We start from the raw sequence: 19,244 nt of genomic DNA on the forward strand, positions 1-19,244 counted from the left end.
GACGAAGGGGGCCTGGGCAGTCACCGGAAGTTCACATGGCGGGCGGCGAGAGCCGGTGCGCCATGGTGATCTCGCAGATGTGCGGGTGCGTGCGCGACGCCCCGCTCTCCCCCGTCGGCTCGAAGCCCAGGCGCGAGTACGCCCGCGCCGCACGGGCGTTCGCCTCCGCCACCTCGAGGAGCACCCGCTGCAGACCGGCACGCCGCGCGTGCTCGAGGAGGGCGCCGACGAGCTCGTCGGCGACCCCGCGCCCCCGGGCGTGCGGTGCCACCCACATGCCGACGAGCCAGCTCTCGTCCGGCGCCTGGTCGGGGGCGTGCCACAGGGTCACCAGACCCACGGGCAGGACGTCGCCGGTCGCCCCGGTCTCGTGCGCGACCCACGTCGTGCCGGCCGCACGCTCGCGCCACAGCGACTCCGGGTAGTCGCGCTCGCGGGCGTAGGTGCTGCCGAAGGCGAGGGGCGTGTCGAGCAGCATCGCCAGGCGCAGCGCGCGCAGGTCGGCCCAGTCCTCCTCGCGGGTGCGCCGGACCGTCATCGTCCGGCGGAGCGGTCGGTGCAGGCGCGCACGGCCCGGGCGAAGGTCTCGCGCAGGCCGCCCGCCTCGAGCTCGCGCAGGGCGGCTGCGGTCGACCCGCCCGGCGAGGTCACCTGGGCGCGCAGGAGCACCGGCTCGAGGTCGCTCTCGCGCATCATCGACCCGGCGCCGAGCGCGGCCTGGACGGCGAGGTCGGTCGCGGTCGCCCGCGGCAGGCCGCCCGCGACGCCGGCGTCGACGAGCGCCTCGACGACGAGGTAGAAGTAGGCCGGCGCCGAGCCGGAGAGCGCGGTCGCGACGTCCTGCTGGGCCTCGGGCAGCACGACCGAGCGACCCGTCGGGGCGAGCAGCGTGCGCACCGTGTCGAGCTGGTCGTCCGAGACGTCGTCGCCCACGGACAGCACGGTCATCCCCTGCCCGACGCGGGCCGGGGTGCTCGGCATGCCGCGCACCGCGGCCACGCCGTCGGGGAGCGCGCCGCGCAGGTCCGCGAGGCTGATGCCCAGCGCGAGGCTCACGACGACCGACCCCGGGCGCAGCGCGTCGTGCAGCGGGCGCAGCAGGTCGAGGACGTCGTAGGGCTTGACGGTGACGAGGTGCACGTCAGCCTCCGCCGCGGCCTCCTCGGCGCCGACCGCGCGGACGCCGTCCCGGGAGTCGAGCTCGGCCGCCTGGTCCGCACGCCGGACGACGGCGAGGACCTCGGGGTCGTGCGGCTCCCGGGCGGACAGCAGCCCGTCGAGGATCGCGCCCCCCATCGAGCCGACGCCGTAGATGGCCGCACTTCGCTGCTCAGTCACCCGGGCAGCGTAGTGGCGGCCCGCTCACCCCTGCCCGCCGAGCACCCCGACGAGCCGGCGCAGCGTCGCGGGGCGCTCCGCGAGGTCGGCGAGGTAGTCGTACCACTCGCGCCCGTAGGGCACGAGCACGCGCACGGTCTGCCCGGCGTCGGCGGCGAGGACCTGCCGCTCGGGCTGGGCGCCGAGGTACATCTGGTACTCGATGTCGTGCGCCCGGCCGCGGTGCTCGGCGAGCGCGTCGGTCACCTCGAGCAGCGCCGGGTCGTGCGTGGCGACCATGGGGCGCGGGCCGGCGGCGATGAGCGTGCTGAGGCAGCGCACGTAGGCCAGGTCGGCTTCGTGACGGTCCGACCAGGCTGTCCGGGCGCTCTCGCGCGGTCCGCCGCGCACGAGCCGTACGGGGATGCCGAGGTCGCTGAGCCGGGCGCAGTCGTGCTCGCCACGATGACGGCGGGCGAGCACCGAGACCCGCAGCGGGAGCGGCTGGGAGCTCGCGGCCCACATCGCCTGGACGCACCCGTGCAGGTCGTCCTCGTGCTCGGTCGCGGCGGTCCGCAGGGTGACGCCGACCCCGCCGTCCGCAGCCCGTCCGACGACCTCCTCGAGCGCGGAGCGCACGGTGCTCGTCGGGTGCGACCCGAGGCCGAGGGCGGCGGGCACGAGGACGACGCCGAGCGGAGAGGTGGCGCGGGGGTCCCCCTTCGCCGCGGTGGCCGCACCGACCGCCTCGAGCGCCATTGCGAGCGCCTCGCGGCGCGTGGCCTCGTCGACGACCGGGCGGCACAACGGCTGGATCGAGGCGCGCCGACCGGTCGTGCCGAGGCCGAGGGCGACCTCGACCGCCTGGTCGACCTCCGGGCCGGCGACGAAGCGGTCGCGGGCGGCGACGAGCGGCGCCGAGCGCTCGAGCCGACGACGCACGGGCGCGGTGGTGAGGACGTCGAGCACGGCGCCGCGGGCCGGGTCGAAGCCCACGGGCGTCACGCCGGCGGCTCCGTGTCGGGCACCGTCGGCTCGACGCCGGCCGGCACGTGCAGGCGGTAGGCCGCGGCCTGCACGCGCCACGTCGTGCGCAGCACCGGGTCGAGCAGCTCGCCGTCGGCGTTGACCCCGAAGTGGCGACCGGTCATCGACTCGACGCGCACCTCCGACCCGCGCAGCCGGCGCACGCCCTTGAGGCTCCCGTGCCGTCCGGACTTCAGGCGCAGCGCGTAGCGCAGCCGCTCGGCGCGGGTGCGCGCCTCGGCGATGACGACGTCGCCCAGGCCGTCGCCCGGCGCCGCCGCGGGGGCGAGCTCGGCTCCCCCGCCGATGCTCGTGCCGTTCGCCATGCCGACCTGCATGAGTCGCGTCTGCCCGTCGCTGACGACCGTGCCGTCGACGGTGACCCGCAGCTTCCACCCGCCCTTGCGGGCGCCCGCCATGACGCTGCCGACGACGTACCCGAGGGGGCCGAGGCCGACCCGGCCGAGGCGCTCCTTCCACGGCTTGGCGAGCCGCCCGGCCTCGTCACCGGCGCCGACGTGCACCGCGTTGACGATCACGCGGTCGGCGTCGTCGCGGATGACGTCGATGGGGCGCAGCGGCCCGTCGAGGACGATGCCCGCCGCCGCCCGCACGTCGGTGGGGATCGAGACCGCCCGGGAGAAGTCGTTGCCCGTGCCGAGGGGCACGAGGCCGACGACGGGAGCGGTGTCGTCCTCGGGGTCGAGCCGGTCCTCGAGGCACAGGGCGGTGAGCACCGCGTGCAGCGACCCGTCGCCCCCGCAGACGACGACCTCGGAGTCCTCGCGCGCGGCGAGGGCGCTCGTGAGGTCGTCCATCGACGAGGTCCGCACGACGTCGACGTGCGCCCGCTCGGCGAGCACCTGCCGCGCCGTCTCGACGACGTCGTCCTGGCTCGTGCCCGCGGCGTCGTTGACGATCATGAGGAGTCGGCGCATGAGCGCAGCCTAGGGGCGCCGCCGGTACAGGCCCATGGCACCTCGACCCCGACCATGGGAAGGAAGCGTCGACCTCGGGAAGGAACCTTTCTTGCCCGAGGTCGAGCTTTCCCGCCCTGGGCGGGAAAGCTGGGGCTGGGGTCAGGCGGTGCGGCGGCGCAGGGTGAGCGCGCCGACGACGAGCGCCGCGACGACCCACCCGAGCATGACGACGACGGGCTCGGCGAGGTCGGACCAGGGCTGCGGCTGCGTGGCGATGACCCGTCCGGCGTCGACCGCGTACGACAGCGGCAGGACGTCCGAGACGAGCTCCAGCACCCGCGGCAGCTGCGCCCTCGGCACGAGCAGCCCGCACAGGAGCAGCTGCGGCAGCACGAGCGCTGGCATGAGCTGCACCGCCTGGAACTCCGTGCGGGCGAAGGCGCTGGCGAGCAGGCCCAGCGCCGTGCCGAGCAGGGCGGAGAGGACGACGAGGCCGACGAGGGCCCACGCCGGCCCCGCGACGTCGAGCCCGCAGACCCACAGCGCGAAGGCGGTGACGACGACCCCCTGGACGAGCGCCATGAGCCCGAAGGCGAGCGCGTACCCGGTCATCAGCTCGGCCTTGCCGAGCGGGGTGGTGAGCAGGCGCTCGAGCGTGCCGGAGGTGCGTTCGCGCAGTGTCGTCACCGAGGTGACGACGAACATGACGACGAAGGGGAAGATCCCGACGAGCATCGGGCCGACCCGGTCGAAGAGCGGGCCGCCCTCGTAGACCCAGGCGAGCAGCCCGATGAGCACGCACGGCACGAGGAGCATGAGGGCCACGGTGCGGTGGTCGCCGCGCAGCTGGGCGAGCACCCGGGCCGCCGTGACGACCGCGCGCCGGGGGCTCATCGTGCGCTCCCCTGCTCGACGAGGGCGAGGAAGGCGCCCTCGGCGTCGTGGGCACCGGTGCGCTCGAGCAGCCCGGCCGGGGTGTCGTCGGCGAGGAGCGCGCCGTCGCGCAGCAGGAGCAGGCGGTCGCAGCGGGCCGCCTCGTCCATGACGTGGCTCGAGACGAGCAGCGCGGCGCCGTCGGCGGCGAGCCGGTGGAAGAGCTCCCACAGGTCGCGGCGCAGCACCGGGTCGAGGCCGACCGTCGGCTCGTCGAGCAGGAGCAGCTGCGGGTCGCCGACGAGCGCGCCGGCGAGCGAGGCCCGGCTGCGCTGGCCGCCGGAGAGGGTCGCGACGAGCCGGTCGGCGTGCGAGCCGAGGTCGACCTGGGCGATCGCGCGCTCGGCGGCCCCGGCGGGGTCGCTCACGCCGAGCAGCCGGGCGAGGTGCACGACGTTGGCCCGGACCGTGAGGTCCGGGTAGACGCTGGGCGCCTGGGTCACGTAGGCCACCCGGTCGCGCAGGTCCGGCGACCCGGCGGGTCGGCCGAGCACCTCGACCTCTCCCCCGGCGACCCGCTGCACCCCCGCGACGGCACGGATGACCGTCGACTTGCCCCCGCCGCTCGGCCCGAGGAGACCGACGACCTCGCCGCGGCCGACGGCGAAGGACAGGTCGGCCAGGACGGTGCGCCCGCCCCGGGCGACGCGGAGGTGGCGCACCTCCACCGCGCTTTTCATCATGTGATGAAAAGTAGCACCGCCCCCGGTCGCTGTCAGCCCCCGACGAGGTGCCGCTGCAGCACCGGGGCGAGCCGGGCGACGAGCTCGTCGACCTCGACGTCGACGAGGGCCGGCACCTCGAGGACGTAGCGCAGCAGCCCGACGCCGACGACCTGCGCGGCGGCCAGACCGGCGCCCAGGGCAGCGTCGTCGGCGCCTCGCCCCGTGCGCGCGGCGAGCTCGCCGGCGACCCGTCCGAAGATCTCGCGCACGACGAACTCCTGCACCATCCGCGACGCCCCCTCGAAGCCCACGGCCGCACGGATGACCCCCTGGAAGCGCATCCGCCCCTCGGGCGGGTCCCACACGGAGAAGAAGGTCCGGGCGAGCGCCTCGCCGACGTGCTCCTGCGGGCCGGCGAGGACGTGCGAGACGAGCGCCGCGGGGTCGGCCGGCATGCCGATGACCTCGGCGAAGAGGGCGCTCTTGCCCTCGAAGTAGTGGTGCACGAGCGCCGGGTCGACCCCGGCCTCGCGCGCGATGCCGCGAAGGGAGGTCGCGTCGTACCCCTTCGCCGCGAAGTGCTCGAGGGCGACGGCGAGGATCTCGGCGCGGGTGTCGGCGTCACCGCCGCGGCGGCCGCGCCGCGCGGGCGGTCGCGCGCTCATCCGACGAGCTGGCCGAGGTGCTCCCGGGCGAAGCGCAGGGACTCGGCGAGATCGCTCTCGCGCTCGGACTGCGGGCGACGACGGGTGCCGACCTCGAGGACGACCGCCCCCTCGAAGCCGCTCGTCGTGAGCTCGCCGAGGACCTCCGCGCACGGCTGCCCGCCGCGCCCCGGCACGAGGTGCTCGTCGCGGATCGTCTCGCCGCTGCCGTCCGCGAGATGCAGGTGCGACAGGCGAGGGCCGAGGTCACGGACCATCTGCAGGGCGTCCGAGCCGGCCGAGGCCGTGTGGGAGAGGTCGAGCGTCACGTGGTCGTAGGGCTGGGGCACGGGGTCCCAGTGGGGCAGGTAGGCCTCGACCTGGCGGCCGCGGGCCGTCCACGGGTACATGTTCTCGACGGCGAGGACGATGTCGCGGTCGTGCTCGCGCTCGGCGACCCCGTCGGCGAACGCGCGCGCGTACTCCTTCTGCCACCGGAAGGGCGGGTGGAGCACGACGACGGGCGCCCCGACGTCGTGCGCGAGGTCGATGGACCGGTCGACCTTCGTCCACGCGTCCGGCCCCCACACCCGCTGCGTGAGGAGCAGGGTCGGTGCGTGGACGGACACGACGGGCATCTCGTGGTGCTCGGACAGACCGCGCAGCGCGGCCGCCTGCTGGCTCACCGGGTCGGTCCACACCATGACCTCGACCCCGTCGTAGCCCAGCCGCGCTGCGGTCTCGAAGGCCGAGGACGTCGTCTGCGGGTACACGGACGCCGAGGACAGCGCCACGGGGATGCGCGGCATCTGCCGAGCGTAGACCGGCAGCCCCCGGCTCAGGTGTCGAGGTGGTCGAGGTAACGCAGGATGACCCCTTCGCGCAGGGCCCACGGGCAGATCTGCAGGCTGTCCACGCCGAGCAGCCCCATGGCGGCCTCGGCGACGACCGCACCACCGAGGAGCTGGTGGGCCCGAGACGCCGAGACGCCGGGCAGCCCGGTGCGCTCGGCCGAGGTCATCGGCGTGATCGTCGCGATCGTGCGGGTGACGTCCTCGAGGGTGAGGACGCGGCTGACGTAGGGGCCCTCGGCCGAGGGGGCGGCGCCGGCGATGCGCGCGAGCGAGCGCATCGTCTTGCTCGTGCCGACGACCCGGTCGGGGGCGCCCGCCTTGGCGAGCGGGCGGATGTGGCGGGCCAGCTCGGCCCGGACCGCCTTGCGCGCGGCACGCACCTCGGCGGGCGAAGGGGGATCCCCCGCGAGCAGCTCTCGGGTCACCCGACCGGCGCCGAGGAGGAAGGACAGTGCGACGTCGGGGTCCTCGTCGGTGCCGACCGCGACCTCGAGCGAGCCGCCGCCGATGTCGAGGACGAGGAGCTTGCCCGCGGACCAGCCGGCCCACCGCCTGGCGGCGAGGAAGGTCAGGCGCGACTCGTCCTCGCCGGACAGGACCCGCAGCTCCACCCCGGTGCGCTCGCGCACGTGGGCGAGGACCTCCTCGCCGTTGGGTGCCTCACGGATCGCGCTCGTGGCGAAGGCGAGGGTCTCCTCGACGCCCTGCTCGTCGGCCACCTCGAGGCACTCGGCGACGAAGCGGGTGAGGCGCTCGGTGCCCGAGTCGCGCACGCGGCCGTCGTCGAGGACGTGCTCGGCGAGCCGGAGCTCGATCTTGTGCGACGTCGCCGGCAGCGGTTGCGCGCCGCGGTGCGCGTCGACCACGAGCAGGTGGACCGTGTTGGATCCGACGTCGATGACCCCGAGGCGCATGGGTCGACACCCTACGGGCCGTAGGGTGATCCGCGATGAGCGAGCACGCAGGCGAGACGCCCCTGGGCACCCCGCGGACCTGGGTCGAGTTCGACGACCCCGGGCAGGAGGGCCAGCGCCTGCGCTGCGACCTCACCTGGCTCACCTCGCGCTGGACCTGCATCTTCGGGCAGGGCTGCTGCGGGATCGACGCCGATCACCCCGACAACGGCTGCTGCACCCTCGGCGCGCACCTCACCGACGACGACGACGTCGAGCGGGTCCGGGCGGTCGCGACGCGGCTCGGCGAGGACGAGTGGCAGCTGCACCCCGGATCGACCCGCCTCACGGCGTGGACCGAGCGCGAGGACGGCGCCCGCAAGACCAAGGTCGTCGACGGCGGCTGCATCTTCTTGAACCGCCCGGGCTTCCCCGCCGGGGCGGGCTGCGCCCTGCACCAGCACGCGGTGCTCGAGGGTGTGCCGCCGCACACCGTCAAGCCCGACGTGTGCTGGCAGCTGCCGATCCGGCGCACCTACCGCACCGTCGAGCTGCCCGACGAGACGAGCTATCTCGAGGTGAGCATCGGCGAGTACGACCGGCGCGGCTGGGGCCCCGGCGGGCACGACCTCGACTGGTACTGCTCGGGCAGCCCCGACGCGCACGTCGCGGCCGACCCCGTGTACGTCACCGAGCGCGACGGTCTCGTCGAGCTCATGGGAGCCCCTGCCTACGCGGCCCTCGTCGAGCACTGCGAGGCCCACCTCGCGCTCGTCGACGCGGTGCGCGCCCCCTCCGGGCGCACCTCGCCGCAGGGCCGAGCCCTGCTCCCCCTCCTCGTCCACCCGGCGACGCTGGCGGCCGACGCGAAGGGGTGAGCGCCCCTTCGCCCGGGGCCGCCGGGGCTGTCGGGCCGCCCACGTAGGTTGACCGGCATGGCAGCGACGAAGTCTCCCGGGTACCGGTGCTCCGAGTGCGGGTGGACCACCGTGAAGTGGGTCGGCCGCTGCGGCGAGTGCCAGGCCTGGGGCACGCTCGTCGAGATCGGCGCGGCCACCGTGCGCACCGCCGCGGCCCGCCGGGTCGAGCGGTCCGCCCAGCCGATCGCGCAGGTCGCCGCCGAGGACGCGCAGTCCTGGAGCACCGGGGTCGGCGAGTTCGACCGGGTGCTCGGCGGGGGCATCGTGCCCGGCTCGGTCGTCCTCGTCGCGGGCGAGCCCGGCATCGGCAAGTCGACCCTGCTGCTCGACGTCGCCGCGCGCGCGGCAGCCCACCGGCCCGTGCTCTACGTGAGCGGCGAGGAGTCGGCGGCGCAGGTGCGGGCCCGGGCCCAGCGCATCGGCGCCCTCGCCGACGAGCTCTACCTCACGAGCGAGACCGACCTGGGCACCGTCCTGGCGCACCTCGACGAGCGCGCCCCGGCGCTGGCCGTCGTCGACTCCGTGCAGACCCTCGCCTCGGGCGAGGTCGACGGCGCGGCGGGCAACGTCAGCCAGGTGCGCGAGGTGGCCGGGGCCCTCATCCAGCGGGCGAAGGCCGCGGGCATCGCGATGCTGCTCGTCGGCCACGTGACGAAGGACGGCTCGATCGCCGGGCCACGGATGCTCGAGCACCTCGTCGACGTCGTCGTGCAGTTCGACGGCGACCGCCACTCGCGGCTGCGGCTCGTGCGGGCGGTGAAGAACAGGTACGGCCCCACCGACGAGGTCGGGTGCTTCGACCTCACCGACACCGGCATCCACGGGCTCGAGGACCCGAGCGGGCTCTTCCTGTCCTCGCGGCACGTCACCGTGCCGGGCACCTGCGCGACCGTCACCCTCGAGGGGCGCCGTCCGCTCGTCACCGAGATCCAGGCCCTCGTCGCCCCCTCGGAGATCCCCACCCCGCGCCGGGCGAGCGTGGGGCTGGACTCCTCGCGGGTGGCGATGATCATGGCGGTGCTCGACCGCCGCGCCGGTGCCCCCGTCGGGCGTGCCGACACCTACGTGAGCACCGTCGGCGGGGTGCGCATCACCGAGCCGTCGAGCGACCTCGCCGTCGCCCTGGCCATCGCGAGCGCCGTCCAGGACCGGCCCCTGCCGCACACCCTGCTCGCGCTCGGCGAGGTCGGGCTCTCGGGCGAGGTGCGACCGGCCGTCGGGGTGTCCCGCCGTCTCCTCGAGGCCTCGCGCCTGGGCTTCACGACGGCGCTCGTGCCGGTGGGGGCGCTCGCCGACAGCACGCCCCCGCCCCGGATGGAGGTCGTCGAGGTGAGCGACCTCTCGAGCGCCATCGAGCAGGCCCGCTCGCGCTCGTCGGCGAGCGCACCCGCGGGGACCTAGACTCACGCTCGTGTCCGACCACGACGACGACCTGCTCCGGGCGACCCTGGCCGCGGTCGCGCCCGGCACCGAGCTGCGCGACGGCCTCGAGCGCATCCTGCGCGGCAACACCGGGGCCCTCGTCGTCCTCGGTCACGACCGGGTCGTCGAGCAGATCGCGACCGGCGGATTCCCCCTCGACATCGAGTTCTCCTCGACGCGTCTGCGTGAGCTGGCCAAGATGGACGGCGCGATCGTCCTCGACCGCGGCTCCAACCGCATCCTGCGGGCCGGCACCCAGCTGCTGCCCGACCCGAGCATCGAGACACAGGAGTCCGGCACCCGGCACCGCACCGCCGAGCGGGTCGCCCGCCAGACCGGTCACCCCGTCGTCTCGGTGAGCCAGTCGATGCGCATCATCGCGCTCTACGTCGGCGGACGTCGCCACGTCGTCAAGCCCGCCTCCGAGCTCGTGTCGTACGCCAACCAGGCCCTGCAGACCCTCGAGCGCTACAAGGCCCGGCTCGACGAGGTGACGAGCACCCTCTCGGCGCTCGAGATCGAGGACCTCGTCACGGTCCGCGACGTCGCCTCGGTGCTGCAGCGCCTCGAGATGGTGCGCCGCATCAGCGAGGAGATCGAGAGCTACGTCGTCGAGCTGGGCACCGAGGGTCGTCTGCTCACCCTCCAGCTCGAGGAGCTCACCGCCGGCCTGCAGGACGACCTCATGTGGGTCGCGCGCGACTACGCGCCGAGCGCCTCGAACCCGCCGACGGTCGAGGAGATGATGGCCTCGCTCGCCGCGCTCGACCCGACGGCGCTGCTCGACCTCGGCGCGTGCGCGAAGACCCTCGGCTTTTCCATCGTCGGCGAGAACCTCGACGCGACGGTCAGCCCGCTCGGCTTCCGCATCCTGTCGAAGGTCCCCCGTCTGCCGGGCCTGATCATCGAGCGCCTCGTCCACCAGTTCGGCGGGCTGCAGCGCCTGCTCGCCGCCGGCATCGACGACCTCATGACCGTCGAGGGCGTCGGCGAGGGCCGCGCCCGCCTCGTGCGCGAGGGGCTGTCTCGCCTGGCCGAGACCTCCATCCTCGAGCGCTACGTCTGACCCGGTCGGGGGCGAGGTCCGTCGTGAGCACCGCTGAGACCGAGCTGGCGCACGTCCACCGACGGGTGCTGAGCTGGTTCGACGAGCACGCCCGCGACCTGCCGTGGCGGGCACCCGGCACGACGCCCTGGGAGGTCTTCGTCTCCGAGGTGATGTCGCAGCAGACCCCGGTCGCCCGGGTGGTGCCGATCTGGCAGGAGTGGATGCGTCGGTGGCCGACGCCCGCCGACCTGGCAGCCGCTGGTCCCGGCGACGCGGTGCGGCTGTGGGGGCGGCTGGGCTACCCGCGCCGCGCGCTGCGGCTGCGCGAGGCGGCGGTCGCCATGGTCGAGCGGCACGACGGCGAGGTGCCCACGAGCCCGCAGGACCTCCTCGCCCTGCCCGGGGTGGGCGCCTACACCGCGGCCGCCGTGGCGTCCTTCGCCCACGGCCTGCCCGAGGTCGTCGTCGACACGAACGTGCGCCGGGTGATCGCCCGGGCGCTCGAGGGGGACGCCCAGGCCGCTCCTGCCCTCACCGCGCACGAGGCCCGGCTCGCCGCGAGCGCGATGCCGCCCGAGACGGACGACGCCAACGCGTGGAACGCCGCGGTCATGGAGCTCGGGGCGCTCGTGTGCACGGCCCGCGCCCCGCGCTGCGAGGAGTGCCCGGTGAGCGACCTGTGCGCCTGGCGCCGGGCGGGGTCACCGGCCCACGACGGACCCGTGCGGCGCGGTCAGGCGTGGCACGGCACCGACCGGCAGGTGCGCGGGCGGGTCGTGCAGCTCCTGCGGGAGAGCACCGGCTCGGTGAGCCGCGAGCAGGTCGCGCAGGTATGGCCGCAGGACCCGGCGAAGGTGGACCGCTGCCTCGCCGGTCTCGTCGAGGACGGGCTCGTCGAGCCCGACGGCGAGGGCTACCGGCTGCCCGTGTGAGCCGGCTGCTCGGGCAGCCCGAGCAGCTCGAGGGTCTCGCGCAGGGCCTCGTCCTCGTCGCCGTCGGAGCGCAGGGTGCGTGCGGGCTCGTCCGCCCCGAAGGGCTCGAGCGTGTCGAGCTGGGAGCGCAGCATCGACGCCTTCATGTAGTGGCCCTCGCGGGTCTCGAGCCGCCGGTACAGCTCCTCCTCGGGGACGTCGAGGAGGAAGAACTCGACGTGCTCGCGCCCCTCGCGCAGGAGGTCGCGGTAGGAGCGCTTGAGCGCCGAGCACGCGATGACCGCGCTCTCCCCCTTCGCCTCGCGGTCGCTGATCCACTCCCCGATCGCCCGCAGCCACGGCCAGCGGTCCTCGTCGGTCAGCGGGTGGCCGTCAGCCATCTTCGCGATGTTGGCCTCGGGGTGCAGCCGGTCGCCCTCGAGGAAGGCCCAGCCGGTCGCGGCGACGACCCCCTCGGCGAGGGTGGTCTTCCCGGCGCCGGACACCCCCATGACGACGACGTGACGGATCGGCTGCGCGTCGGTGCTCATCGCGCCAACCTACCCAGGACCTCAGAGCTGACGGAGCATCCGGGTGTTGCCCAGGGTGTTCGGCTTGACCCGCTCGAGGTCGAGGAACTCGGCGACGCCCTCGTCGTAGGAGCGCAGCAGCTCCGCGTAGACCTCCGGGTCGACCGCGCGGCCCTCGATCTCGGTGAAGCCGTGCCGGGTGAAGAAGTCGGTCTCGAAGGTGAGGCAGAAGATCCGCTCGACCCCGATCTCGCGGGCGTCCTCGAGCAGCGCCCGCAGCAGCGTCCCGCCGACGCCGTGCCCGAGGTGGTCGCGCGAGACGGCGAGCGTGCGGATCTCGGCGAGGTCCTCCCACATGACGTGCAGCGCCCCGCAGCCGACGACGACGCCGTCGATCTCGGCGACGCGGAACTCCTGGATGCCCTCGAAGTAGGCGACGGCGTCCTTGCTCACGAGCACCCGGCTCTCGGCGAGCGGGGCGACGAGGTCGCGGATGGCGCGGACGTCGGGGGTTCGGGCGCGACGGATCTCGGGCTGGCTGGGCACCGGCCCAATGTACGCGCGGCCGGGGCCGTCCTCGGCGCCGCAGGGCGCGACGAAGGGGGCGCCCCGGCACCTGGCCGGGACGCCCCCTTCGCGTCAGTGATCGTCTCGCCGAGCGGGGCTCAGCGGACCTTGTACTTCGGCTGGCTCTGGACGTTGAGCTCGTCCATGATCTGCTTGTCGATCTTCTTGGTCGACGGGTCGACCCACTTGAGGACGTCGAAGCCACGGGCGATGTCCGAGGAGTACATGTGGCCGTTGTAGTAGTACGTCGACCACGTGCCGCCGGTGCCGGCGCCCTCGGGGAGCGGACCGCGCTCGAAGTAGCCGAGCTCCTCGGGGTTCTCGGAGTCCGTGAAGTCCCAGATGCTCACGCCGCCCTGGTACCAGGACTGGACCATGAGGTCGCGCCCGGCGACGGGGATGATCGAGCCGTTGTGCGCGACGCAGTTCTCCGTCGGGCCCTGGTGGCGGTCGATCTTGTAGTACGACTTGAAGTCGAGACGGCCGTACTTCGAGATGTCGTAGATCGCGTTCGCGCCACGGTTCGGGCCGATGGCCGCGTTGCAGGTGGCGGCGCCGCCACCACCGAGCTCGTCGGTGAAGATCACCTTGGAGGCGTCGGCGTTGAAGGTGGCCGAGTGCCAGAAGGCGAAGTTCTCGTCGTCACGGACGCGCTCGATGACCCGCGGCTTCTCGGGGTTCTCGATGTCCATGATGATGCCGTCACCCATGCACGCGCCGGCCGCGAGGTCCTTGTGCGGCAGCGCGGTGATGTCGTGGCAGCCGGTCGTGGCCGAGCGGCTCGCGATCGGGGTCGGGCCGGGGCCACCGGGGTTGCCGCCGTCGGGGAAGAGGTTCGGCGTGGCGATGACCGCGGCCGAGGTGGGGTTCTTCGTGTCGACCTTGACGATGGAGATGAGGTCGTGCGGCGTCTTGCAGTCCGGGAAGGTGTCACGCGGCGAGTAGCTCGACACGTAGAGGTAGTCGGTCTTGTTGTTCTTGCCCTTGCCCGGCACGAGCGTGTGGGTGTGCGACCCGCAGGCGGTCTCGACGGACTTGATGTACTTCGGGTTCTTCACGTCGGAGATGTCGAAGATCTTGATGCCCTCCCAGCTCTCCTTGATCGTCGCGGACTGCGACGTCGAGGCGCAGGAGTCGTCGCTGCGAGAGGAGTCGGTCGAGAGGTAGAGCAGGTCGCCGGAGACGGAGATGTCGTTCTGGCTGCCGGGGCAGCTGACCTGGACGATCGTCTTGGGCTTCTTGGGGTTACGGATGTCGATGATCGAGAAGCCGTCGTAGTTGCCGACGAAGGCCTTGTCGTCCTGGAAGGCCAGGTCGGTCCCGACCCCCTGCGCCAGCACGCCCGAAGGGGCGATGTTGGCGAGGTGCTTGACGTTGGCGCTGCGCCCGATCTCATCGGTCTTGAGGTCGGTGCCGGACACGCCGACCCGGTCATCGGGTCCGACGGCTAGTGCGGCGCCGGCGCCCGAGGTGACCAGGGCTGCTGCCGCAGCGATGGCCAGTAGTGGCTTACGCATGTTTCCTCCGCTCGGTGGCTCCCGAACGAGGGTGGCGGCCCTTGGACGGGTCTTCAAGGTTCGCTCAGCCTCTCCTGACCTGTGAGTCGGCCGAAAGGTGACGAAGGTCAGGGATGGGTCAGCGTTGGGTCAAGACCCCCGGTCGCGCGGCGCGAAGATGCCGCCACCCCTTCGCAGAGCACCCCAGCCCCGGTTACCGTCGGCTCGTGCGCAGCCTCCGAACGACAGCGATCGCGTCCGCCCTCGCCCTGGCTCTCGCCGGCTGCTCGGGCGGCGACACCGAGCCCGTGCCGACGGCGTCGGCGACCTCCCCCGACGCGCCCGTCCTCGAGCCGGGCACCCCCGGTCAGCCGAACTCGACGCTCACCGGCAGCGACGCGATCGCCACCCCGTCGGTCTCGCACAACGACGCCGACGTCACCTTCCTCACCGACATGATCAGCCACCACGCGCAGGCCATCGTCATGAGCGACATCGTCAAGGGGCGGCTCACCGACAGCAAGGTCAAGGGCATCGCCAGCCGCATCGCTGACGAGCAGAAGCCGGAGATGGAGGGCATGGCCACGACCCTGCGCTCGTGGGGCGAGGAGGTGCCGCCCGAGGCCAAGAACCCCAAGCTCGTCACCCAGCACGGCTCCCACCACTCGATGCCCGGCATGGCGACACAGCAGCAGCTCACCGCGCTGGAGAACGCGAGCGGCACCGAGCTCGACCGTCAGTACCTCGACCTCATGGTCGCCCACCACAAGGGCGCGCTGACGATGTGCGACACCCACGGGGAGAAGGGCATGGACGAGCGCACCGGCGAGCTCGCCGACGACATCAACGTCACGCAGACCAAGCAGATCGAGCAGATGCAGCAGATGCGCAAGCGGCTCTGAGCCGGCGCACCCGCAGACGAGGACGACATGAGCGACACCGCTGCCGACCGTTTCCGCACCGCCGCCGAGCGCTTCTCGGCACTCGTGGGCGGCACCACCGACTGGTCGGCGCCGACGCCCGTGGACCAGTGGCGGGCGCGCGACGTCGTCGAGCACCTGACGACCTGGCTGCCGGGCATGCTCGCCGGCTGCGGGGTCGCCCTCGACCCGGGGCCGTCGGCGCAGGACGACCCCACCGCCGCGTGGGAGCACGTGCGGGGGCAGGTGCAGGGCCTCCTCGACGACCCGGGGCGGGCCGGGCAGGAGGTCACCCAGGAGCACCTGGGCACCCTGCCGCTCGAGCGCCTCGTCGACACGTACTACACGCCCGACGTCGTCATGCACTCCTGGGACCTCGCGCGCTCGAGCGGTCAGGACGACACCATCGACCCGGACTTCGTGCGCGAGGCGCACGCGGGGATGCTCTCCATGGAGCCGATGATCCGGGGCTCGGGGCAGTACGGCGAGCGGCGCCCCGAGCCGGAGGGCGCGAGCGAGCAGGAGCGCTTCCTCGCCTTCATCGGCCGCGACCCCCGCTGGTCTCCCCCGACCTGACCCTGAGTGGTCTCGAGGCTCCTCCGTCGCACCTCGACCAGCGAAGGGTCGGCGGGTGGTCTCGAGGCTCCTTCGTCCCACCTCGACCGGCGAGGGGTCCCGAGGACGACGAAGGGGGCGACGCACCGTGGTGCGTCGCCCCCTTCGTCATGGGGTCAGGCGGGGATCACTCCGAGCCGGGGTCGCTCTCGCCGCCGACCGTGATCGGCAGGTCGATGGCGGTGGCCTTCGGCGCACCGGTGAAGGTGAACCGCGCCTCCTTGCCCTCGCCCTCGACGTCGACGCCGACGATCTCGCCGGAGCCGATCTCGCCGTAGAGGATCTTCTCGGACAGCACGTCCTCGATCTCGCGCTGGATCGTCCGCTTGAGCGGGCGGGCGCCGAGGACCGGGTCGTAGCCGCGCTTGGCGAGCAGGGCCTTGGCCGCGGGCGTGAGCTCGATGCCCATGTCCTTGTCCTTGAGCCGCACGTCGAGCTTGGCGATCTCCAGGTCGACGATCTCGACGATCTCGTCCTGGCTCAGCTGCGGGAAGACGATGGTGTCGTCGACGCGGTTGAGGAACTCCGGACGGAAGTGCTGCTTGAGCTCGTCGGTGACCTTGGCCTTCATCCGCTCGTAGTCGGTCCGGCCGTCGTTGCCGGGGGCGAAGCCCATGGTGCCCTTGGAGATGTCCCGGGTACCGAGGTTGGTCGTCATGATGATGACGGTGTTCTTGAAGTCGACCATGCGGCCCTGGCTGTCGGTCAGACGGCCGTCCTCGAGCACCTGCAGCAGGCTGTTGAAGATCTCCGGGTGCGCCTTCTCGACCTCGTCGAAGAGGACCACCGAGAAGGGCTTGCGGCGCACCTTCTCCGTGAGCTGACCGCCCTCGTCGTAGCCGACGTACCCGGGCGGGCTGCCGAAGAGACGGCTGACCGTGTGCTTCTCGGAGTACTCCGACATGTCGAGGGTGATGAGGCTGTCCTCGTCGCCGAAGAGGAACTCGGCGAGCGCCTTGGCGAGCTCGGTCTTGCCGACGCCCGTGGGGCCGGCGAAGATGAACGAGCCACCGGGGCGACGCGGGTCCTTCAAACCGGCGCGGGTGCGACGGATCGCCTGCGAGAGACCCTTGATCGCCTCGTCGTTGCCGACGACGCGCTTGTGGAGCTCGGCCTCCATGTTGAGCAGCCGCGAGGACTCCTCCTCGGAGAGCTTGAAGACGGGGATGCCGGTCGAGGCGGCGAGCACCTCGGCGATGAGCTCCTCGTCGACCTCGGCGACGACGTCCATGTCGCCGGCTTTCCACTCCTCCTCACGCTTGGCCTTCTCGCGCAGCAGGGTCTTCTCGTCGTCCCGCAGGCGGGCGGCGAGCTCGAAGTCCTGGCCGTCGATGGCCGACTCCTTCTCCATCCGCACGCCGGCGATCTTCTCGTCGAACTCCTTGAGGTCCGGCGGCGCGGTCATCCGACGGATGCGCAAGCGCGCGCCCGCCTCGTCGATGAGGTCGATCGCCTTGTCCGGCAGGAAGCGGTCGTTGACGTACCGGTCGGCCATCGTCACGGCGCCGACGATCGCGGCGTCGGTGATGGTCACCTTGTGGTGCGCCTCGTACCGGTCGCGCAGGCCCTTGAGCATCTCGATGGCGTGCGCCAGCGAGGGCTCGGCGACCTGGATCGGCTGGAAGCGACGCTCCAGGGCCGAGTCCTTCTCGATGTGCTTGCGGTACTCCTCGAGCGTCGTCGCGCCGATGGTCTGCAGCTCGCCACGGGCGAGCATCGGCTTGAGGATGCTCGCGGCGTCAATCGCGCCCTCGGCGGCACCCGCACCGACGAGGGTGTGGATCTCGTCGATGAAGAGGATGATGTCGCCGCGGGTCTTGATCTCCTTGAGCACCTTCTTCAGGCGCTCCTCGAAGTCACCGCGGTACCGGCTGCCCGCGACGAGCGAGCCGAGGTCGAGGGTGTAGAGCTGCTTGTCCTTGAGCGGCTCGGGCACGTCGCCGCGCACGATGTCCTGGGCCAGGCCCTCGACGACGGCGGACTTGCCGACGCCGGGCTCGCCGATGAGGACGGGGTTGTTCTTCGTGCGGCGCGAGAGCACCTGCATGACCCGCTCGATCTCCTTCTCACGCCCGATGACCGGGTCGAGACCGCCGTCACGGGCGGCCTGCGTGAGGTTGCGACCGAACTGGTCGAGCACGAGCGAGCCCGCGGGCTGGCCCTCGGCGGGACCTGCGCCGACGCCGGCACCGGCCGCGGCGCCCTCCTTCGAGCCACCCTGGTAGCCCGAGATGAGCTGGATGACCGTCTGACGGACGCGACCGAGGTCGGCGCCGAGCTTGACGAGGACCTGGGCGGCCACCCCTTCGCCCTCACGGATGAGGCCGAGGAGGATGTGCTCCGTGCCGATGTAGTTGTGACCCAGCTGGAGCGCCTCGCGCAGCGAGAGCTCGAGGACCTTCTTGGCCCGCGGGGTGAAGGGGATGTGGCCGCTGGGGGCCTGCTGACCCGGGCCGATGATGTCCTGCACCTGCTCGCGGACCTGCTCGAGCGAGATGCCGAGGGACTCGAGCGCCTTGCTGGCGACTCCCTCGCCCTCGTGGATGAGTCCGAGGAGAATGTGCTCGGTCCCGATGTAGTTGTGGTTGAGGAGGCGGGCCTCCTCCTGGGCGAGCACGACCACGCGCCGGGCTCGGTCTGTGAACCGTTCGAACATGGGGACACCCCTTCTGGCTTGGCTGCCTGAAATGCTAACTGGCTCTGCCCCAGATCCCCGGTGCGTCCGCACCCAGGAGGGGGTCGAGTCGATCTGCACTGCACAACGTCACCGGGTGCTCCCCTGTTCCGCCGGGGGACGGCGGGTCCGCGTGTTCGCTGTCAGCGGACAGGACCGGCGAGCCCGGCGGCTGCCAGACGCCCGGTCCCGGAGGCCACCCGGCGCACGAGGACGAGCCACGGCACGAGGGCGACGGCGAGCGCGAGACCGGCGACGAGGTCGAGCCGGGCCGCGAGGACCAGCGACTCGACGGTGGGCTGCTCGTCGACGAGCCACAGGCCCGCGGTGTCGACGACGACGACCACGAGCCAGGCGGCCCACCACCAGGCGAGGAGCCGGCGCGGCCGCTCGCCGACCGCCCGGAGCACGTCACGGACGTACCGGAAGGGGAACCACCAGCAGACGACGGGCGTCACCCATGCCCACCAGGCCCACGGCCGGGACAGCGAGTGCGTCGTCGGCGCCATCGCGTCGCAGACGCGTCGTGAGCGCGCGAGCCACACCGAGGTGCACGCCCACAGGACGACCAGCAGGCACGCCTCGACGGCAGCGGGCACCCAGCTGTCGACCGTCGTCACCGCCACCATCGGCTCGCCCCCGCCGTCGACGACCCACCGCTCGATCGCGCGGAGCGAGACGAGGCGGGCGACGGCCGCGCCCACCCGGACAGCGGTCCACAGGACCGCGAGCGACACCACGGCGGCGAGGAGGACCCGACCCGGAGGGCGGACCGTGAGGCCGGGCAGAGGTCGCGCGAGCGGCACCCCGAGCGGCGGCGTGGTCGACATGGCGCGAAACCTAGCGGCTGAGCGGGCATCCCGCGCGAGATCCTCCACAGCCCCGTCGT

Annotated in this window: 20 protein-coding genes; 6 read left to right on the forward strand and 14 right to left on the reverse strand. The window is 73.0% G+C overall.

Annotated elements, in window-relative coordinates; genetic code table 11:
- Window positions 1–31: 31 nt before the first annotated feature.
- From L6241_RS12725 to L6241_RS12765, 9 genes are all read right to left on the reverse strand, one after another.
- Window positions 32–538, reverse strand: coding sequence for an N-acetyltransferase (locus L6241_RS12725; RefSeq protein WP_191563141.1), 507 nt, complete (start codon window positions 536–538; stop codon window positions 32–34).
- Window positions 535–1,338, reverse strand: coding sequence for a pyrroline-5-carboxylate reductase (proC, locus tag L6241_RS12730; protein WP_368246572.1), 804 nt, complete (start codon window positions 1,336–1,338; stop codon window positions 535–537). The genes L6241_RS12725 and proC overlap by 4 nt, the downstream gene beginning before the upstream one ends.
- 24 nt (window positions 1,339–1,362) lie before the next feature.
- The gene (locus L6241_RS12735) at window positions 1,363–2,322 is read right to left on the reverse strand and encodes a hypothetical protein (protein WP_368246574.1); all 960 of its coding nucleotides are present in this window, start codon (window positions 2,320–2,322) and stop codon (window positions 1,363–1,365) included.
- On the reverse strand, window positions 2,319–3,281 hold the full coding sequence (locus tag L6241_RS12740; protein ID WP_368246576.1) for a diacylglycerol kinase family protein: 963 nt from the start codon (window positions 3,279–3,281) through the stop codon (window positions 2,319–2,321). The genes L6241_RS12735 and L6241_RS12740 overlap by 4 nt, the downstream gene beginning before the upstream one ends.
- Window positions 3,282–3,422: 141 nt before the next feature.
- A complete protein-coding gene (locus L6241_RS12745; RefSeq protein ID WP_368246577.1) occupies window positions 3,423–4,157 on the reverse strand; it encodes an ABC transporter permease in 735 nt (244 codons plus the stop codon).
- Window positions 4,154–4,879 (reverse strand): ABC transporter ATP-binding protein, encoded by a 726-nt coding sequence (locus L6241_RS12750; RefSeq protein WP_368246579.1) that lies wholly within the window; start codon window positions 4,877–4,879, stop codon window positions 4,154–4,156. The genes L6241_RS12745 and L6241_RS12750 overlap by 4 nt, the downstream gene beginning before the upstream one ends.
- 32 nt (window positions 4,880–4,911) lie before the next feature.
- The gene (locus tag L6241_RS12755; RefSeq protein ID WP_354587551.1) at window positions 4,912–5,526 is read right to left on the reverse strand and encodes a TetR family transcriptional regulator; all 615 of its coding nucleotides are present in this window, start codon (window positions 5,524–5,526) and stop codon (window positions 4,912–4,914) included.
- Window positions 5,523–6,314, reverse strand: coding sequence for a sugar phosphate isomerase/epimerase (locus tag L6241_RS12760; protein ID WP_068273099.1), 792 nt, complete (start codon window positions 6,312–6,314; stop codon window positions 5,523–5,525). Before L6241_RS12760 ends, L6241_RS12755 begins: the two co-directional genes overlap by 4 nt.
- 29 nt (window positions 6,315–6,343) lie before the next feature.
- Entirely contained in the window at window positions 6,344–7,273 is a 930-nt protein-coding gene (locus tag L6241_RS12765; protein ID WP_123091278.1) for a Ppx/GppA phosphatase family protein, read from the reverse strand.
- Window positions 7,274–7,308: 35 nt separating this feature from the next.
- Between L6241_RS12765 and L6241_RS12770 the strand changes: the two genes are divergently transcribed.
- Genes L6241_RS12770 through L6241_RS12785 form a run of 4 tightly spaced genes read left to right on the forward strand, consistent with a single transcriptional unit; the run spans window position 7,309 to window position 11,574 of the window.
- A complete protein-coding gene (locus L6241_RS12770; protein ID WP_368246582.1) occupies window positions 7,309–8,130 on the forward strand; it encodes a hypothetical protein in 822 nt (273 codons plus the stop codon).
- 57 nt (window positions 8,131–8,187) lie between these two features.
- Entirely contained in the window at window positions 8,188–9,573 is a 1,386-nt protein-coding gene (gene radA, locus L6241_RS12775; RefSeq protein ID WP_068273092.1) for a DNA repair protein RadA, read from the forward strand.
- A 10-nt stretch (window positions 9,574–9,583) separates the two neighbouring features.
- Window positions 9,584–10,660, forward strand: a complete 1,077-nt coding sequence (disA, locus tag L6241_RS12780) for a DNA integrity scanning diadenylate cyclase DisA (RefSeq protein WP_123091281.1) — start codon at window positions 9,584–9,586, stop codon at window positions 10,658–10,660.
- A gap of 23 nt (window positions 10,661–10,683) precedes the next feature.
- The gene (locus tag L6241_RS12785) at window positions 10,684–11,574 is read left to right on the forward strand and encodes an A/G-specific adenine glycosylase (RefSeq protein WP_368246585.1); all 891 of its coding nucleotides are present in this window, start codon (window positions 10,684–10,686) and stop codon (window positions 11,572–11,574) included.
- Here the strand turns inward: L6241_RS12785 and L6241_RS12790 are convergent.
- The 3 genes from L6241_RS12790 to L6241_RS12800 all read right to left on the reverse strand — a co-directional run bounded on the left by L6241_RS12790 (window position 11,556) and on the right by L6241_RS12800 (window position 14,167).
- On the reverse strand, window positions 11,556–12,104 hold the full coding sequence (locus L6241_RS12790) for a gluconokinase (protein WP_229300563.1): 549 nt from the start codon (window positions 12,102–12,104) through the stop codon (window positions 11,556–11,558). The genes L6241_RS12785 and L6241_RS12790 overlap by 19 nt on opposite strands.
- Before the next feature lie 21 nt (window positions 12,105–12,125).
- Window positions 12,126–12,629, reverse strand: coding sequence for an amino-acid N-acetyltransferase (locus L6241_RS12795; RefSeq protein WP_368246587.1), 504 nt, complete (start codon window positions 12,627–12,629; stop codon window positions 12,126–12,128).
- 119 nt (window positions 12,630–12,748) lie between these two features.
- Window positions 12,749–14,167, reverse strand: coding sequence for an LVIVD repeat-containing protein (locus tag L6241_RS12800; protein WP_191563150.1), 1,419 nt, complete (start codon window positions 14,165–14,167; stop codon window positions 12,749–12,751).
- 206 nt (window positions 14,168–14,373) lie between these two features.
- Here L6241_RS12800 and L6241_RS12805 point away from each other — a divergent pair, with 206 nt between their 5' ends.
- Window positions 14,374–15,048, forward strand: coding sequence for a DUF305 domain-containing protein (locus L6241_RS12805; protein WP_368246589.1), 675 nt, complete (start codon window positions 14,374–14,376; stop codon window positions 15,046–15,048).
- Between the two features lie 27 nt (window positions 15,049–15,075).
- On the forward strand, window positions 15,076–15,642 hold the full coding sequence (locus L6241_RS12810) for a maleylpyruvate isomerase family mycothiol-dependent enzyme (protein ID WP_368246591.1): 567 nt from the start codon (window positions 15,076–15,078) through the stop codon (window positions 15,640–15,642).
- Window positions 15,643–15,808: 166 nt separating this feature from the next.
- On the opposite strand, the gene L6241_RS12815 is transcribed toward L6241_RS12810, so the two are convergent.
- The gene (locus L6241_RS12815; protein WP_368246592.1) at window positions 15,809–18,337 is read right to left on the reverse strand and encodes an ATP-dependent Clp protease ATP-binding subunit; all 2,529 of its coding nucleotides are present in this window, start codon (window positions 18,335–18,337) and stop codon (window positions 15,809–15,811) included.
- 161 nt (window positions 18,338–18,498) lie between these two features.
- On the reverse strand, window positions 18,499–19,185 hold the full coding sequence (locus L6241_RS12820; protein ID WP_368246593.1) for a DUF4328 domain-containing protein: 687 nt from the start codon (window positions 19,183–19,185) through the stop codon (window positions 18,499–18,501).
- Window positions 19,186–19,244: the final 59 nt, after the last annotated feature.

The sequence above is a fragment of the Janibacter sp. Y6 genome, assembly GCF_040900765.1.
In the GTDB taxonomy this organism is placed as follows: domain Bacteria; phylum Actinomycetota; class Actinomycetes; order Actinomycetales; family Dermatophilaceae; genus Marihabitans; species Marihabitans melonis.

What these genes read in the sequence shown, in the direction of transcription:
- L6241_RS12725 (WP_191563141.1), bottom strand. Translation starts at nt 538, where the DNA reads ATGACGGTCCGGCGCACCCGCGAGGAGGACTGGGCCGACCTGCGCGCG.
- L6241_RS12740 (WP_368246576.1), bottom strand. Translation starts at nt 3,281, where the DNA reads ATGCGCCGACTCCTCATGATCGTCAACGACGCCGCGGGCACGAGCCAG.
- L6241_RS12745 (WP_368246577.1), bottom strand. Translation starts at nt 4,157, where the DNA reads ATGAGCCCCCGGCGCGCGGTCGTCACGGCGGCCCGGGTGCTCGCCCAG.
- L6241_RS12750 (WP_368246579.1), bottom strand. Translation starts at nt 4,879, where the DNA reads ATGATGAAAAGCGCGGTGGAGGTGCGCCACCTCCGCGTCGCCCGGGGC.
- L6241_RS12755 (WP_354587551.1), bottom strand. Translation starts at nt 5,526, where the DNA reads ATGAGCGCGCGACCGCCCGCGCGGCGCGGCCGCCGCGGCGGTGACGCC.
- L6241_RS12760 (WP_068273099.1), bottom strand. Translation starts at nt 6,314, where the DNA reads ATGCCGCGCATCCCCGTGGCGCTGTCCTCGGCGTCCGTGTACCCGCAG.
- L6241_RS12765 (WP_123091278.1), bottom strand. Translation starts at nt 7,273, where the DNA reads ATGCGCCTCGGGGTCATCGACGTCGGATCCAACACGGTCCACCTGCTC.
- L6241_RS12770 (WP_368246582.1), top strand. Translation starts at nt 7,309, where the DNA reads ATGAGCGAGCACGCAGGCGAGACGCCCCTGGGCACCCCGCGGACCTGG.
- radA (WP_068273092.1), top strand. Translation starts at nt 8,188, where the DNA reads ATGGCAGCGACGAAGTCTCCCGGGTACCGGTGCTCCGAGTGCGGGTGG.
- L6241_RS12790 (WP_229300563.1), bottom strand. Translation starts at nt 12,104, where the DNA reads ATGAGCACCGACGCGCAGCCGATCCGTCACGTCGTCGTCATGGGGGTG.
- L6241_RS12800 (WP_191563150.1), bottom strand. Translation starts at nt 14,167, where the DNA reads ATGCGTAAGCCACTACTGGCCATCGCTGCGGCAGCAGCCCTGGTCACC.
- L6241_RS12810 (WP_368246591.1), top strand. Translation starts at nt 15,076, where the DNA reads ATGAGCGACACCGCTGCCGACCGTTTCCGCACCGCCGCCGAGCGCTTC.
- L6241_RS12815 (WP_368246592.1), bottom strand. Translation starts at nt 18,337, where the DNA reads ATGTTCGAACGGTTCACAGACCGAGCCCGGCGCGTGGTCGTGCTCGCC.
- L6241_RS12820 (WP_368246593.1), bottom strand. Translation starts at nt 19,185, where the DNA reads ATGTCGACCACGCCGCCGCTCGGGGTGCCGCTCGCGCGACCTCTGCCC.